The organism is Thermophilibacter sp. ET337 (assembly GCF_024733715.1).
Lineage (GTDB): Bacteria > Actinomycetota > Coriobacteriia > Coriobacteriales > Atopobiaceae > Thermophilibacter.
Genome location: NZ_JANRHO010000003.1, coordinates 192346 through 207402, shown reverse-complemented (window position 1 = coordinate 207402; position 15057 = coordinate 192346). Strand labels below are relative to the sequence as shown.

At 65.6% G+C, this 15057-nt stretch carries 13 protein-coding genes; 8 read left to right on the top strand and 5 right to left on the bottom strand.

From position 1 onward, the window contains the following. Positions 1-11: 11 nt before the first annotated feature. The 3 genes from NW198_RS04460 to NW198_RS04450 all read left to right on the top strand — a co-directional run bounded on the left by NW198_RS04460 (position 12) and on the right by NW198_RS04450 (position 4135). Positions 12-1172, top strand: a complete 1161-nt coding sequence (locus tag NW198_RS04460) for an amino acid ABC transporter permease (protein ID WP_258340169.1) — start codon at positions 12-14, stop codon at positions 1170-1172. 3 nt (positions 1173-1175) lie between these two features. Next, the gene (locus NW198_RS04455) at positions 1176-1958 is read left to right on the top strand and encodes an amino acid ABC transporter ATP-binding protein (protein WP_275531471.1); all 783 of its coding nucleotides are present in this window, start codon (positions 1176-1178) and stop codon (positions 1956-1958) included. Between the two features lie 236 nt (positions 1959-2194). Further along, a complete protein-coding gene (locus tag NW198_RS04450) occupies positions 2195-4135 on the top strand; it encodes an NAD(+) synthase (protein ID WP_258340168.1) in 1941 nt (646 codons plus the stop codon). 97 nt (positions 4136-4232) lie between these two features. Here the strand turns inward: NW198_RS04450 and NW198_RS04445 are convergent, their stop codons facing one another. Together NW198_RS04445 and NW198_RS04440 are read right to left on the bottom strand one after the other, a co-directional pair. Continuing rightward, positions 4233-4874: a hypothetical protein gene (locus NW198_RS04445; protein ID WP_258340167.1), complete on the bottom strand. Its 642-nt coding sequence runs from the start codon at positions 4872-4874 to the stop codon at positions 4233-4235. 47 nt (positions 4875-4921) lie between these two features. Then, complete coding sequence (locus tag NW198_RS04440) at positions 4922-6046, bottom strand: YobA family protein (protein ID WP_258340166.1); 1125 nt, start codon at positions 6044-6046, stop codon at positions 4922-4924. 292 nt (positions 6047-6338) lie between these two features. Between NW198_RS04440 and groES the strand changes: the two genes are divergently transcribed. The 5 genes from groES to NW198_RS04415 all read left to right on the top strand — a co-directional run bounded on the left by groES (position 6339) and on the right by NW198_RS04415 (position 11746). Beyond that, the gene (groES, locus tag NW198_RS04435; protein WP_087314913.1) at positions 6339-6629 is read left to right on the top strand and encodes a co-chaperone GroES; all 291 of its coding nucleotides are present in this window, start codon (positions 6339-6341) and stop codon (positions 6627-6629) included. A gap of 45 nt (positions 6630-6674) precedes the next feature. Next, positions 6675-8312, top strand: a complete 1638-nt coding sequence (gene groL, locus NW198_RS04430; protein ID WP_258340165.1) for a chaperonin GroEL — start codon at positions 6675-6677, stop codon at positions 8310-8312. 210 nt (positions 8313-8522) lie between these two features. After that, a complete protein-coding gene (locus NW198_RS04425) occupies positions 8523-9611 on the top strand; it encodes an ATP-binding protein (RefSeq protein ID WP_258340164.1) in 1089 nt (362 codons plus the stop codon). Between the two features lie 172 nt (positions 9612-9783). Then, the gene (locus NW198_RS04420; protein WP_258340163.1) at positions 9784-10350 is read left to right on the top strand and encodes a helix-turn-helix domain-containing protein; all 567 of its coding nucleotides are present in this window, start codon (positions 9784-9786) and stop codon (positions 10348-10350) included. Positions 10351-10375: 25 nt separating this feature from the next. After that, positions 10376-11746 (top strand): nucleotidyltransferase domain-containing protein, encoded by a 1371-nt coding sequence (locus tag NW198_RS04415; protein WP_258340162.1) that lies wholly within the window; start codon positions 10376-10378, stop codon positions 11744-11746. A gap of 323 nt (positions 11747-12069) precedes the next feature. Here NW198_RS04415 and gltA read toward each other — a convergent pair whose 3' ends face one another. The 3 genes from gltA to pth form a co-directional block, all read right to left on the bottom strand. Further along, a complete protein-coding gene (gene gltA, locus NW198_RS04410; RefSeq protein ID WP_087314903.1) occupies positions 12070-13470 on the bottom strand; it encodes an NADPH-dependent glutamate synthase in 1401 nt (466 codons plus the stop codon). Further along, positions 13458-14300 carry a sulfide/dihydroorotate dehydrogenase-like FAD/NAD-binding protein gene (locus NW198_RS04405; RefSeq protein ID WP_087314901.1) on the bottom strand — a complete coding sequence of 281 codons (843 nt, stop codon included), beginning with the start codon at positions 14298-14300 and terminating at the stop codon, positions 13458-13460. Before NW198_RS04405 ends, gltA begins: the two co-directional genes overlap by 13 nt. A 150-nt stretch (positions 14301-14450) precedes the next feature. Then, on the bottom strand, positions 14451-15023 hold the full coding sequence (gene pth, locus NW198_RS04400; RefSeq protein ID WP_087314899.1) for an aminoacyl-tRNA hydrolase: 573 nt from the start codon (positions 15021-15023) through the stop codon (positions 14451-14453). Positions 15024-15057 lie beyond the last annotated feature (34 nt).

Below are 15057 nucleotides of genomic sequence, written 5' to 3'. Positions count from 1 at the left end.
AGGAGCCCTGAATGTCTAAACTGCGTGACTTCGTGACGCGCGACCACCGCTACGTGCTGCTGGGCACGAGCGTCGTGGCGTTTCTCGGCATGCTGCTCTCGAGCTCGCCGCGCCCGGAGCTCTCCTTCCTGGCGCACGCCTTCACCGTCGAGCTCGTGATGTACTACGTCCTGGTGGCGTGGCTCGTGCTCTCCGCTGTGGCGCTGCTCTTCAAGCTGACCCACTGGCACAACTACGCGGAGACGGCGCCGTTCACCAAGCCGGCCGTGGCCCGTGCGCTGCGCGTGGGCTCCTACGTGATCTGGGCGATAACCGCCGTCCTTCTCGTCGACCGCTGGGTCATGGGCCTGGCGAGCGCCTGGCAGGTGGCCGCCGCCGCGGAGAAGATGCCCGAGGACATGCTCGCCCAGGTGCTCTACATGTTCCAACAGGGCCGCGACACCTACATCACCGGCATCATCACGACCATCGAGCTGGCCGTCTTTGGCACCCTGATAGCGTTTTTCCTGGCGCTGCTGCTGGTCTTTGCGCGCATCATGCAGGTCGACCGCTCCGACAACGACTGCGTGCGCTTCTTCAAGAAGGTCGGCGTGTGGTTTGCCAAGGTCTACAGCACCGTGGTGCGCGGCACGCCGATGCTCGTCCAGGGCGTCATCATCTACTATGCGGGCTTTGCCTTCGTGAGCAGCTTTGGCCTCAGCGTCACCGACACCAACGCCATCTGGTCGCGCTTTGTGGCCGGCCTCGTGGTGGTGTCGCTCAACTCCACCGCCTATATGATGGAGGTGCTGCGCGGCGGCATTGAGTCGGTGGACAAGGGGCAGATGGAGGCGGCGCGGTCGCTGGGCCTCTCGCAGTGGCAGGCCATGGTGCGGGTCGTCTTCCCGCAGGGCATCAAGTTCGCCATCCCCGGCCTCTCCAACGAGCTCGTCATCAACATCAAGGACTCGTCGGTCCTCTCCGTCATCGGCGTGTTCGACCTGGCCTTCGCCGCGTCCACGGTGGCGGGCATCTACTGGAAGCAGCTCAACGCCTACCTCGTGGCCGCCGTGTTCTACCTCATCATGACGGCGGTCGCGTCGTGGCTGCTCGGCAAGTTTGCCAAGCGCTTCAACGTGAAGGCCGAGACCATGGGCAGCACGTCCGACCAGCCCGTGAAGGTGGAGGAGTAAGCCATGAGCGAGAAGAACCTGAACGTCGCGGCCTCCGCCGCCGCTGCCGTCGAGCCCATGGTTCGCATCGAGGGCCTGCGCAAGAGCTTCGGTGACCTCGAGGTTCTGCGCGACATCAACCTCGACGTCATGCCCGGCCAGGTGGTCACCATCATCGGCGCCTCTGGTTCGGGAAAGTCCACCCTGCTGCGCTGCATCAATCTGCTCGAGACGCCCGACGCCGGCCACGTGTGGTTCCACGGCGCCGACCTCGCCGCCGAGCATGTGGACGTGAACCGCCTGCGCGAGAAGATCGGCATGGTCTTCCAGGGCTTCAACCTGTTCAATAACATGAACGTACTCGACAACTGCACGCTTGCGCCCGTGACCCTCAAGAAGTGCGCTAAGGCCGAGGCGCAGGAGGTGGCGATGCGTCACCTCGAGTCGGTGGGCCTGGCAGACTTCGCACGAGCGGACGTGAACAACCTCTCGGGCGGCCAGAAGCAGCGCGTCGCCATCGCGCGCGCCCTCTGCATGCAGCCTGACCTCATGCTCTTCGACGAGCCCACCTCGGCGCTCGACCCCGAGATCGTGGGCGAGGTCCTCGAGGTCATGCGCCGGCTTGCTGCCGAGGGCATGACGATGGTCGTGGTCACGCACGAGATGGCCTTTGCCAAGAACGTCTCCGACGAGGTCGTCTTCATGGACAAGGGCGTCATCGCCGAGAAGGGCGCACCCGAGAAGCTCTTCACGGCGCCCGAGCACCCGCGTACTCGCGAGTTCCTTGCCCGCTACCTCGAGGGGTAGCCGATCGCCCCGCCGCTGGCATTTTTGGTCTCAAGTGTGCGGTCGCGGACGGGGGAGGCGCTCGACGGGCTCTTTAGCGCCAATCCGAGCTGCGATTCTTTTGCTGGGCGGTTCCGTTGTCGGGGCCGCCCAGTTTCTTGCCGCTCACTTGGCGGGAAAATGGCCAACGGCATCGCGGGAAACTGCCGCGTGATACGATGCAAGGCAGATTCCGGCCCTTGAGAGAGGGGATTTCGATGGTGGACGGGTTCGTCAAGGTCGCGGCGGTGACGCCGGAGGTGCGCGTCGCGGACGTTGCCTTCAACGTGGAGTCCTGCGTGGCGGCGGCGCGAAGAGCCGCCGAGGAGGATAGCGCCGCCGTCATCGTGCTGCCCGAGCTCGCGCTCACGGGCTACACCTGCGAGGACCTCTTCTGGCAGGATGCCCTCATCCGTGCCGCGGACGACGGGCTTTCGAGCTTTGCCGCCGCTACGGCGGACCTTGACGCCCTCCTGCTCGTGGGCGTTCCCGTGCGCGCGGGCGGCAAGCTCTACAACTGCGCCGCCGTCGTCTCGAATGGCATGGTGCTCGGGCTTGTGCCCAAGACCCACATCCCCACCTATAACGAGTTCTACGAGGGGCGCCACTTCGTGTCCGGCCCCGTTGACCCCATCCCCGTCTCCGTGGGCGGCGAGAAGAACGTGCCCATGGGCACCAGCCTGCTCTTCTCGTGCCTCGAGCTTCCGGAGCTCGTGGTGGCTGCCGAGATCTGCGAGGACCTCTGGGTCGCCGCGCCGCCCTCGATCGCGCACGCCCAGGCCGGCGCCACGCTCGTCTGCAACCTCAGCGCGTCCAACGCCGTGGTGGGCAAGGCGGACTATCGCCGCAGCCTCGTTACCGGCCAGAGTGCGCGCCTGCTGTGCGGCTACGTCTACGCCAGCGCCGGCGCCGGCGAGTCCACGCAGGACCTCGTCTTTTCCGGGCACGACCTCGTGGCGGAGAACGGGCGGCTGCTCGCGGAGGGCAAGCCGTTCGGCGACGGTCGCGCTGTCTCCGAGATCGACGTTCGCTTCCTCGCGCAGGAGCGCACGCGCATGTCCACCTTCGAGTGCGCCGCCGCGCCGGAGGAGGCGGGCTATGCCGTCGTGCCCTTCTCGCTGGGAGCGGACGTCGCCTCGCGCGAGACCCCGCTCACCCGTTGGGTAGACCCGCATCCCTTCGTGCCGTCCGACCCCGCCCGTCGAGCGGAGCGCTGCGAGGACGTCTTTGCCATTCAGGCGCACGGCCTCGCCAAGCGTCTCGCGCATACGCGTTCGAGCAAGGCGGTCATCGGCGTCTCCGGCGGCCTTGACTCCACCCTCGCGCTGCTCGTGACCGTGCGGGCCTTTGACCTTCTCGGCCTTGATCGCCGCGGCATCATCGCCGTGACCATGCCGGGCTTTGGCACCACGGACCGTACGCATGACAACGCCACCCTGCTCTCGCAGGCCCTTGGCGTGCAGCTGCGCGAGGTCGTCATCGGGCCCTCGGTGCGCCAGCACTTCGCCGACATCGGGCACGACGAGTCGGTCCATGACGTCACCTACGAGAACGCCCAGGCACGCGAGCGCACGCAGATCCTTATGGACGTCGCCAACCAGGAGGGCGGGCTCGTCATTGGCACGGGAGATCTCTCGGAGCTGGCGCTGGGCTGGGCCACCTACAACGGCGACCACATGTCCATGTACGCCGTCAACGCGAGCGTGCCCAAGACGCTGGTGCGTCATCTCGTGCGCTACGTGGCGGACACCTGCGGAAACGTCGCGGAGTCCGAGGTCCTTCTTGACGTGCTGGACACCCCGGTCTCCCCGGAGCTCCTCCCCGCCGCGGGTGACGGCAAGATCGCGCAGAAGACCGAGGACCTCGTGGGTCCCTACGAGCTGCACGACTTCTTCCTCTACGAGGTGCTGCGCCGCGGCACCAACCCGGCCAAGGTCTACCGTCTCGCCCGCTATGCTCTGGGCGAGAAGTACGACGACGCCACGATCCTCTCCTGGCTCAAGGTCTTCTACCGCCGTTACTTTGCCCAGCAGTTCAAACGCAGCTGCCTGCCCGACGGCCCCAAGGTGGGCTCGGCGGCAGTGAGCCCGCGCGGCGATCTGCGCATGCCCTCGGACGCCTGCTCCGCGCTCTGGCTCGCCGAGCTCGAGACACTGTGATGCGAAGACGTGCGTGAAAGCGGGGTAGTCCCGCTCTCACGCACGTCAGATCAAGTCGCACAAATTGACCGTCGCCCCCGCTCCCCCTCCGAGCGCATCAGCGGACGGTAAAGACGTACGTACAGATGCCGTTCTCGAAGCTAACCTCGAGCGCGTAGCGGTAGCCTGGCTCCACGGTGAGGCCCACGGTCCCGTCCTCGCCGAGGTTGGCATCGATGATTTCGCCGACGACGTCGCTCGCGGCGACGTCCTGCGCAGACCCCGCCTCCTCGGCGGCCGCCGCGAGGTCGTCCTCGGCATAGCGCATCACGTCGACGTAGGTGGCGGGCTCGTCAAAGCTCGCCGTGACCTCGGTCGGCTCGTCCACGTTGGCCGTGGGCATGCCGTCCGCGTCGTATTGCACGGGGTGCGGAGCGTCGGTCGTGACGGTCATGGACTCGCCGTCCTGCTCAAAGGTCCAGGTGGAGCTGCAGGTGAGAGGGTAGACGCTCTCAGACCCGCAGACGAGCGTTGCCTGGGGCGGGTTGGCGGGGTCGCCCGCGGTGCCGACCTCGTCCGTCGTGCTCGGGACGTTGTCAGCGGCGTCATCGGCAGGGGCGTCCTCGACCTGCTGGCTTTCGGTGACTTCCTCGGCCGGCGTGTCCTGTGCCTGCGGCTGCTGGTTGCAGGCGGTCGCGCCGAGGGCGAACGTAAGGGCAAGCGCCGAGCCGAGCACGAGCGGCGTCTTGGTTCTTCTCATAATCTCTCCTTCTGCTTGGCGTGAGATGGGGCGGCCCTCATCTCGCATCATCGGACGGTGAAGACGTAGGTGACCGCGCCGGCGTCAAACGTGGCGAGAAGTGCGTAGCGATACCCGGGCTCAACAGTGAACGAGAGGCCGTCGGTCTCCACCGGCTCGCCCTCGGCGTCGAGCGCGTCCTCGCTCCAGCGCGTGACCTCGATGCCCGTGGCCGGGACGTCAAAGCTCGCGGTCACCTCCGTGGGCGCGTCGACGCTCACGTCGGGCAGCTCGTCTGCCGCGAGCTGGGCGGGGAGCGCGGAGTCGGCGGAGATGGCGGTCGTCTCGCCGTTCTCCTCGTAGCTCCAGGTGTAGCCATAGCTCTGCAGCATGAGCGAGACCGCCGCGAGCTCCGTGGTGTACTCGAGCGACGCGTACGGCAGCTCGGCGGGGTCCTTGGGATGCCAGATTTGCGCCACCAGCTCGTCGTACTTCTCGGCGTCCGCGGGCGAGCCCTCCTCGACCACCTCGACCTTGGTGATGCCCGGGTACTGACCGGGGTAGCTCTGCAGCATGATGCCGTTGCCGGTCACGCGCACGATGTTGCCGGCCGTGAGCTCGGGAGCGCTCTCGGGCAGGGTGGGGTAGTAGGGGGAACCGGTGTCCTGGTCAACAAAGAGGACCTCGCCGTCGCCAAACGTGACGACCATCGCCGTGCTCACGAACTCGTCCATATCGGCCCCCTCGCCCTCGGCCCCCTTGGCGTCAAAGAGATAGCCCGCGTCTCCTCCCTCGAACCAGGCTCCGACGTAGTAGCGCCAGCCCGACTCTGCCACAAAGGTCGCGGCTCCGTCCTCGAGCGCGCACTCGACCCCCTCGAGGGTTCCGTCGTCTGCGTAGCGCACGACCTCGACCTCGCTTGCGGGCTGCGAGAAGGACGCGCGGACCTCGGCGGTCCCGGAGACCGCGAGGTCGGGAACGTCGCTGTCCGCGAGCTCGGTCGGCGCGACGGGGTCGCTCGCGACGCCGTCCCAGCTGTAGCCGTGCGTGAGCATGGCCGCGTTGACCACGGCGTCTTCGGTCTCCGTCCGCACGGTGCCGGCGGGCGGCTCGGACTTGGCGCAGGCGGCGAGAAGGGCGGCGAGCGCGCAGGCGCACAGAGCTTGCATGAGGCGTCGAACGCGGATCGACATGGGTCTGCCCTCCCCGGGAACGGTGGTCCTGCATTATCAGTGTTCCCTATAGTACCGGGCCGCAGGCAAAACGTCCGGGGATTCCACCGTCTTTTTCGCAACGCGACGGCCCTTCTCGCCTGCCTCGTTCAGAGTCAGAAAATCTAAGTGCGTCTTGGAAGATTTTTTCACGCGAGGTGGTATAAGTCGGCGCGTCTGGGTATGATTCTGAACGTTGGATAGCGCGTCGCCGGATTGTCCGGACGTCGCAGAGCCGCGCCCGCAGGGGCGCCTCAGAAGGAGGTTCTTGAACATGACTCTTAAGCCGCTGGGTGATCGCGTCCTCGTGAAGCCGGCCCCCAAGGAGGAGAAGACCTCGACGGGCCTCTACATCTCGAGTGGTGCCCAGGAGAAGCCGCAGCGCGGCCAGGTCGTGGCCGTCGGCGCTGGCAAGCTCAACGACAAGGGCGAGCGCATCGCCATCGACGTGCACGTCGGCGACGAGGTCTACTACGGCAAGTTCGGCGGCAACGAGGTCAAGATCGACGGCGAGGACTTCCTGCTCCTGCGCGCCGACGACATCTACGCCGTTATCGAGGACTAGCTTCGCGTTTCGCGAGAAGAACCAATGATTTTGGAGGACTAAGCAATGGCTAAGGACATTCTTTTTGGCACCGACGCTCGTGCCAAGCTCGCCAAGGGCGTCAACACCCTCGCTGACGCCGTGACCACCACCATGGGCCCCAAGGGTCGCTATGTGGCCCTGCAGCGCTCCTACGGCGCTCCCACCATCACCAACGACGGCGTCTCCGTGGCCAAGGAGATCGAGCTCAAGGACCCCATCGAGAACATGGGCGCCCAGCTCGTGAAGGAGGTTGCCACCAAGACCAACGACGCCGTGGGTGACGGCACCACCACCGCCACGCTTCTCGCCCAGGTCATCGTCAACGAGGGCCTGCGCAACGTGGCCGCCGGCGCCAACCCCATCGCCATCCGTCGCGGCGTCGACAAGGCCGTGAACGCCGTCGTCGAGGAGATGCGCAAGAACGCGCAGGAGGTCTCCACCAAGAAGCAGATCGCCTCCGTCGGCACCATCTCCGCCTCCGACCCCGAGATTGGCAACAAGATCTCCGACGCCATGGAGGTCGTGGGCAAGGACGGCGTCATCACCGTCGAGGAGTCCCAGACCTTTGGCATCGACATCGACACCGTCGAGGGCATGCAGTTTGACAAGGGCTACATCTCTCCGTACTTCTCCACCAACAACGAGACCATGACGGCCGAGCTCGACTCCCCGTACATCCTCATGACCGACCAGAAGGTCTCCAACATCCAGGACATCCTGCCGATCCTCGAGGCTGTCCAGAAGCAGGGCGCGCCGCTGCTCATCATTGCCGAGGACGTTGACGGCGAGGCCCTGGCCACGCTGATTCTCAACAAGCTCCGCGGCGTCCTCAACGTCTGCGCCGTTAAGGCTCCCGGCTACGGTGACCGTCGCAAGCGCATGCTCGAGGACATCGCCATCCTGACCGGCGGCCAGGTCGCCATGAAGGAGCTCGGCGTCCAGCTCACCGACGTCACCGCCGAGATGCTCGGCCGCGCCAAGTCCGTGAAGATCTCCAAGGACGACACCACCATCGTCGGCGGCGCCGGCTCCAAGGAGGCCATCGACGAGCGCATCGCCCAGATCAAGGCCGAGTACGACGTGACCACCTCCGACTTCGACAAGGAGAAGCTCCAGGAGCGCCTTGCCAAGCTCGCCGGCGGCGTGGCCGTCATCAAGGTCGGCGCGGCGACCGAGGTCGAGCTCAAGGAGATCAAGCACCGCATCGAGGACGCCCTGCAGGCGACCCGCGCGGCAGTCGAGGAGGGCATCGTCGCCGGCGGCGGCGTGGCGTTCCTCGAGGCCTCCAAGGTGCTCGACGGCGTCGAGACCGTCGACTCCGACGAGAAGATCGGCGTGGAGATCGTCCGCAAGGCGCTCGAGGCGCCCGTGAAGACCATCGCCAACAACGCTGGCTTCGAGGGCTCCGTCGTGGCCGAGAAGATCAAGGGCCTGCCTGCCGGCCAGGGCCTCGACTCCGCCACCGGCGAGTACGGCGACATGATCGAGATGGGCGTGCTCGACCCGGTCAAGGTCTGCCGCGTCACGCTGCAGAACGCCGCCTCCGTGGCGTCGCTGATCCTCATCACTGAGGCCACCGTCTCCGACGAGCCCAAGAACACCACCATCGAGGAGGCCATCTCCGCGGCGGCTGCCCAGGGCGGCCAGGGCGGCATGTACTAGGCTCAAGGTCTAACCAGTAGCTGACGGGTCGCCCCGGGTGTTCCTTCGAGAAGTGCACTTCGTGAAACTTCTCTACGGAACACCCGGGGCGACCCTTCTCTGTTTAGACCTTGAAGGTCCTCGATCGATGGGGGCTTGCTCGACTTGTTAGAATCTGCTCGACTTGTTAGAATCTGCTCGACTTGTTAGATCTGAGGTCAGGGAGGTTTCATGTCACAAAGGCGCGGAAATCCCTTCAAGCCCACTGCGGGCATGAATCCTCCTGAGCTCATTGGTCGAGATGCTATCCTCGACGATTTCACTGACGCTTTAGATAACGGGCCGGGTTCGCCGGAGCGGCTTATGCGCGTGTCCGGCGTGCGCGGTGTGGGTAAGACCGTGCTGCTCAATGCAATGGGGGGCATTGCGCGAGACCGCGGCTTTACGGTGGTTGACGTTGCGGCAAACAAGGGCTTCTGCGAGAGGATCCTTACGGCGCTTACTCGCGATCCGATCCTGACTTCCGTCTCGGTTTCTCCGTCGGTCTTTGGTGTGCAGGCAGGGTCGATCAACCTTTCCAAGTCCCCCACGTCGCTGGGAGAGGCGATGCTCCGGGCGTCGCAGCGCGGGGGACTGTTTGTGACGCTTGACGAGATTCAAGACGCGCCCATCGATGAGCTTCGCGTGCTCGGCAACGAGATTCAGCTGCTCATTCGGCAAGAAGCAAACGTCGCCTTTGCATTTGCGGGTCTGCCCACCGCGGTGGACGATGCAGTTGGGGCCGATGCGCTCACCTTCCTGCAGCGCGCGAAGCACACGGAGCTCTCTCGACTCTCCGACTATGAGGTTGGGATGTCGTTTGAGGATACCGTTGCGCGGGCGGGCGGCGTATTGCGCAGGGACGCGGCCGAGCTCATGACTAAGGCGGCGGCGGGCTATCCCTTCATGGTGCAGCTTGTTGGGTACTATACGTGGCAGGCGGCGGCGCGTCGGAATGCCGCTGCCATCGAGGGGGAGGACGCGGAACGTGGCATCGCCAGGGCGCGCGAGAACTTTGACTCCATGGTCATTGGTCCTGCGCTCAGAAGGCTACCCGACCGCCAGGTGGAGTATCTCACCGCGATGGCACGCTGTGAGGAACATCCCGCGCCCACTGCCGAGGTTTCTCGCTTTATGGGCCTCACGACAAAGGACACGAGCTCGTACCGCAAGCGTCTCATAGATGCGGCCCTCATCGAGGCCGCTGGCTACGGTAAGGTGTCCTTTGCCGTCCCGTATATGAGAGAGTACCTGCACGAGCACGGGGAAGACGTCGGGTGAAAGGTCGCTGGCACGGCGCCATTGCGCATCGATGCAGGCATAGCGATACAACCAGTGGTTGTTCTCGCTGGTAGATAACGTACCATGGAACTCGTCAGATGGTTGGTGGAACTCAACCGAGGGGGATGTCACAGTGAGAGCCGCAAGCAGGAACCCGAGGAAAGGGCCGACCATGGACGAGAAGAACGAGACGCTGGGACGCCGCATCGCACGGCTGCGCCTGGAGTACGGCATGACGCAGGAACGCCTTGCCATGAAGATGGGCGTGACGGCGCAAGCGGTAAGCAAGTGGGAAAATGATCTCAGCGCGCCCGACATCATGCTGCTGCCGGAGCTCGCCAAGACGTTTGGCGTGAGCGTGGATCAGCTTTTGGGCGTGGCTCCCATCGTGCGCGACGTTGTGCCGGCGCGGGCGGTGGCGCCCGCGGAGCCCGGCGCCGCGTTCGAGCCGGAGCCGGAGTCCGCGCCGCGCCCTGATTGCGGTGGTCGCCCGCACTCCCTGCACATTCAGGTTCACGACGGCGACGACGGCGATGACGTCAACATCAACGTTCCGCTCGGCCTTGCGAGCTTTGTGCTCGGGGCCGGAAAGAAGATGCCCGGTAACGTCAACCTGAACCTAAACAACGCCGACGTTGACCTGAACCTTGTTTCCGAGGCAATCAAGCACGGCGAGAAGGGCACGCTTCTTGATGTCGACTGCGGCAACGGCGACCACGTGACCATCTCGCTGGAGTAGGTCGCGGACTTGGGGAGGGGCGACGTTGGACGAGAAGCGTATCACAAGCATCGCGCGCCTTGATGAGGCCATCGCTCGCATCGCGGACGCGGCGGTCGCCGACGGCCTGTGCGAGGCGGTTCTCCTCAAGGGCTCGATTGCCCGCGGTGACGCGGACGAGTTCTCCGACATAGACCTCTACCTCGTCGTCTCTCCCCAGAACCGTGATGCGGTGCTGGAGCGGCGCGAGCACTACCTCGCCGCGTATGGCGACGTCGTGTTCATCGAGGACGTCGACTTCGGCTTGCCGCAGAAGGTCGCGATTTTCCCCGATGCCCTCCACGTGGACCTCTACGTGGCCGAGCCCGAGCAGGTCGGCGGTCTTGACCCCGTCGTTGCGATATGTGACCCGGCGGGCCTCTTCACGAACGTGACGCCCACGCGCGCCGACGTGACGGACGAGGAGCTCTGCCGGCACTTCTCGTCTGTGCTCTACTGCCTTGTGGAGGCGAGCTGCGCCTACGGGCGCAGGAACGACGCTTGGGCTGCCAAGATCATGAGCGACGCTGTGGGGGAGCTTTCGGTGCTGGTACGCAGCCTCTACGACCGGCGCTATGCATTTCTCGGCCTTAAGAAGATCAACGAGGTGATTCCTGCCGAGGACTATCAGCTTCTCGAGGCAATCTACGCCAGTCTGGGGCGCGGCGACTTCTTGGAGGCTGCCGAGGCCATCCTTAACGTCCTCGATGCGTTTCTCGTCAACGCCGACGACGGCCTTGCCGCAAAGCTGGACACCCGCTTTCTCACGTGGGCGAAGGAGAGCCTGGGCACCCTGCTCTTTGCCAAGTGCGACAACGTGCTGAGCATGGATGTGCCCGTCACGAGCCCGCGCACGTACGAGGAGTTCTGCGAGGGATGCTCGTTGGACGTGCCAATTGGCACGGCGCGCGCAGAGCTCGATGACGCGGCGCCGCGCATCCCCTGGTGGCCCGACCATGAGATCGTGCCCGGAACCAAGTCTCCCGAGGAGCTGCGCGTCTGGCTCGAGGGGCATCTTGACGTGGAGCGCATGCCCCTGGAGAAGGTCTCGCAGACCAGGCTCTGGGCCATGCGCTACAACATTGAGACTCAGCTGGGGATCGATGGCTCTGAACTGGAGTTTGTTGCCTACCGTATCTTGGACACGGAGCGTAATGCTCCCTATCTTGAAGAGGGGAAATGCGTTCGCGTTGGGATCTTCGAGCCGCGTATCCTCATGGAGCTCACGACGGGCTACCTTGAGACCACGAGCAGCCGTCTCTTTGACGAGTACGTCGTCGAGCGCGGCGTCAGCGAGAAGGATCTCGTCAAGAAGACCTATCGCCTCCTCGACTACCTCCTCCACCTCCGCAACCTCGAGGACCCCGGCTGGGAGTGACGGATCGTGCGGCCCGCACTCATAAGTGCGGGCATCGAGTGCGGGCGATTTTTCGGTGATGGGCCGAGAAGTGCAGGCCGCCTCTCAAGTCTTGCGCTCAAGTGCGCGCATCGAGTGCGCTCTAGCCCGCACTCAGTGGCAGGCGCAGAGAAGTGCGGGCACGGACCCGCCAAACCCGTTAGACGCCTTCGGCGGTCGCAGACGAGAAGAACCTCGGCCGCGGCAACGAAAGGCCCCGCCGATTTCCTAAGCAGGAGTTTCGCGAAGCGCACTCCTGCGTGGAAATCGGCGGGGCTGTCAGCTACAGCGCGAGGTTCTTCTCGCTACCCGACGAGCGTCCTCGTGATGCTCGCCGCGGCCGTCTTGCCGGCGCCCATGGCCAGGATGACCGTGGCCGCGCCGGTGACGATGTCGCCGCCGGCCCAGATGCGCGGGTCGGACGTGCGGCCGTCCTCGTCGGCGATGATGTAGCCCCACTTGTTGAGCTTGATGTCGCCGATCATCTTGGCAAACGGGTTGGCGTTGGTGCCGATGGCGGAGATGGCCACGTCGCAGGGAATCTCCTCGACGGCGCCCTCGATGGGCACGGGGCGACGGCGCCCGGAGGCGTCGGGCTCGCCGAGCTCCATCTTCTGGACGCGCACGGCGCAGACGGCGCCGTCCTCGCCCTTCACGAACTCCAGCGGCGCAACGAGCGGCATGACCTCGACGCCCTCGGCCTTGGCGTGGTGCAGCTCCGCGCGGCGGGCGGGCATCTCGTCCTCGGTGCGGCGGTAGGCGATGATCGCGCGCTCGGCGCCCAGGCGCTTGGCGGTGCGCACCGCGTCCATGGCGACGTTGCCGCCGCCAAAGACCACGACGTTCTTGCCATGCTTGGTGGGGGTGTCGTACTCGGGGAAGCGGTTGGCCTTCATGAGGTTCACGCGCGTGAGGTACTCGTTGGCAAAGAAGACGTTGGGGAGGTTCTCGCCCGGAACGTTGAGGAACTTGGGCAGGCCCGCGCCCGTGGCGATGTAGATGGCGTCGAAGCCCTCGGCGAAGAGCTCCTCGGCGTCGGTGATGCGACCCACGACGGAGTTGTACTCAAACTTGACGCCCATCTCCTCCAGGCCGTCGATCTCGCGCTTGACGACGGCCTTGGGCAGACGGAACTCGGGGATGCCGTAGACGAGCACGCCGCCGCCGGTGAAGAAGGCCTCGAAGACGGTGACGTCGAAGCCGTTGCGGGCGAGCTCGCCGGCGCAGGTGATGCCGGACGGGCCGGAGCCCACGACGGCGACCTTCTTGCCGTTCTTGGGGGCCATCTTGGGCTTGGAGGCAAGCTCGGGCTGGTCGCCGAGGAAGCGCTCCAGCTGGCCGATGGCCACCGGGTCGCCCTTCTTGCCGCGGATGCACTTGCCCTCGCACTGGTTCTCCTGCGGGCAGACGCGGCCGCAGATGGCGGGGAGCATCGAGTCCTCGCGGATGATGTCCAGCGCCTCGCCGAACTTCTCCTCGCGGATCTTCTCGATGAACTTGGGGATGTTGATATTGACGGGGCAGCCGTCAACGCAGAACGGCTTCTTGCAGTCCATGCAGCGCTCGGCCTCGGCCAGCGCCATCTCCTTGGTGAAGCCCTTGTCGACGGGACGGAAGTCGCACGCGCGCTCGGCTGCCGGCTCCTCGTTGTCCGGCGTGCGCGGGGACTTCATGTCCGGAACAAAGCGACCGTTTACCTGTGGCATGCGCAGTTCGCCTCCTCATAGGCCTTGAGGGACTGGCCCTCCTCGGTGAGATACGCGGCCTGACGCGCGCGAAGGTCGTTCCAGTCGACCTTGGTGGCGTCGAAGTCGGGGCCGTCGACGCAGGCGAACTTCGTCTGCCCGTCGACCTCCACGCGGCAGCACCCGCACATGCCGGTGCCGTCGACCATGATGGGGTTGAGCGACGCGGTGATCGGCGTGTTGTACTTCTCGGCCGTGAGGGCGGAGAACTTCATCATCGGCACGGGGCCGACGCAGAAGACCTGGGAGACGGCCTTCTCCTGGAGCAGGCGCTCGAGCGGCGCGGTGACCACGCCCTTCTCGCCATAGGAGCCGTCGTCGGTGGTGATGTGGATGTGGTCGTCCGGCAGCAGCTCGCGGAACTGCTCCTCAAGCAGCAGCAGGTCCTTGGTGCGGGCGCCCATGATGGCGTGGACCTCGTGGCCGGTCTCCACCAGGTGGCGGGCAACGGGATAGGCGATGGCCAAGCCGACGCCGCCGCCGATGACCGCGCAGGGACCGTCCGCCATCTCGGTGGGGACGCCCAGCGGGCCGGTGACGTCCTTGATGGAGTCGCCCTCGTTGTAGGTGGACAGCATCTCCGTGGTCTTGCCGATCACCATGAAGATGAACTCGACCCAGCCCTCCTCGGCGTTCCAGCCCGCAAGCGTGAACGGGACGCGCTCGCCCGTCTCGTTGGCGCGCACCATCAGGAACTGGCCGGCGTGAGCGTGCTTGGCCATCCGGGGCGCCTCGATGCGGAACTTGAACACCTTCTCCGAGAACTGCGTCTTTTCGAGGATCTTGTACATTAACCGCACTCCTCTCCTGCATTCCCTCATTTGGCGGCCCGGCTCCTGGCAGGGCCTTTCCAACACCCCTCATTGTACCCGAGTGGCTGCGCATTCCCTCACGGACGGGCGATAAGAACGGCGGGCGGCGCACGTCTTTTGGCAGGGCGTCTACAGGGACCGCTCCACGAGGTCCGCCGCGCGTTCGACGGTGAGCTCGAAGTCCTCGAGGAAGCTCCCCTTGAGCTCACGCAGCACGTAGTCGGCCACCTGCATGCGCCCGGGCGGCCGTCCGATGCCAAACTGCACGCGCGCGAAGTCGCGGCTGCCGAGCTTGTCGGCGATGGAGCGCAGGCCGTTGTGCGCGTTGAGGCCGCCGCCCAGCTTGAGCTTGACCTCCCCGGCGGGCAGGTCCACCTCGTCGTGGACCACGAGGATCTCCTCGGGGCGCACGTGGTGGGCGCGCGCCAGCTTGGAGAGCGGCCCGCCCGAGGTGTTCATGTAGCTCATGGGCTTGGCGAGAAGGACCTCGCGCTTCTCGCCATCTTTGTCGGTGATCGTGATCTGGGCGACCTGGGCGCCGGCCTCGGACTTCCAGTAGCGGACGCCCCGGCGCGCGGCCACGGCGTCGATGGTGGCAAAGCCGGCGTTGTGCCGGGTGCGGGCGTACTCGGCGTCGGGGTTGCCGAGGCCGCAGACGATTTTGATGGTGCCCGGCCTCGCGGCGGGTTTCTGTGCGGGCATGACTCTCCTTCACGGACGCGGGGCCGCCCGAAGA

What these genes read in the sequence shown, in the direction of transcription:
- NW198_RS04440 (WP_258340166.1), bottom strand. Translation starts at nt 6,046, where the DNA reads ATGTCGATCCGCGTTCGACGCCTCATGCAAGCTCTGTGCGCCTGCGCG.
- NW198_RS04405 (WP_087314901.1), bottom strand. Translation starts at nt 14,300, where the DNA reads ATGTACAAGATCCTCGAAAAGACGCAGTTCTCGGAGAAGGTGTTCAAG.
- groES (WP_087314913.1), top strand. Translation starts at nt 6,339, where the DNA reads ATGACTCTTAAGCCGCTGGGTGATCGCGTCCTCGTGAAGCCGGCCCCC.
- groL (WP_258340165.1), top strand. Translation starts at nt 6,675, where the DNA reads ATGGCTAAGGACATTCTTTTTGGCACCGACGCTCGTGCCAAGCTCGCC.
- NW198_RS04445 (WP_258340167.1), bottom strand. Translation starts at nt 4,874, where the DNA reads ATGAGAAGAACCAAGACGCCGCTCGTGCTCGGCTCGGCGCTTGCCCTT.
- NW198_RS04455 (WP_275531471.1), top strand. Translation starts at nt 1,176, where the DNA reads ATGAGCGAGAAGAACCTGAACGTCGCGGCCTCCGCCGCCGCTGCCGTC.
- gltA (WP_087314903.1), bottom strand. Translation starts at nt 13,470, where the DNA reads ATGCCACAGGTAAACGGTCGCTTTGTTCCGGACATGAAGTCCCCGCGC.
- NW198_RS04450 (WP_258340168.1), top strand. Translation starts at nt 2,195, where the DNA reads ATGGTGGACGGGTTCGTCAAGGTCGCGGCGGTGACGCCGGAGGTGCGC.
- NW198_RS04420 (WP_258340163.1), top strand. Translation starts at nt 9,784, where the DNA reads ATGGACGAGAAGAACGAGACGCTGGGACGCCGCATCGCACGGCTGCGC.
- pth (WP_087314899.1), bottom strand. Translation starts at nt 15,023, where the DNA reads ATGCCCGCACAGAAACCCGCCGCGAGGCCGGGCACCATCAAAATCGTC.
- NW198_RS04460 (WP_258340169.1), top strand. Translation starts at nt 12, where the DNA reads ATGTCTAAACTGCGTGACTTCGTGACGCGCGACCACCGCTACGTGCTG.
- NW198_RS04425 (WP_258340164.1), top strand. Translation starts at nt 8,523, where the DNA reads ATGTCACAAAGGCGCGGAAATCCCTTCAAGCCCACTGCGGGCATGAAT.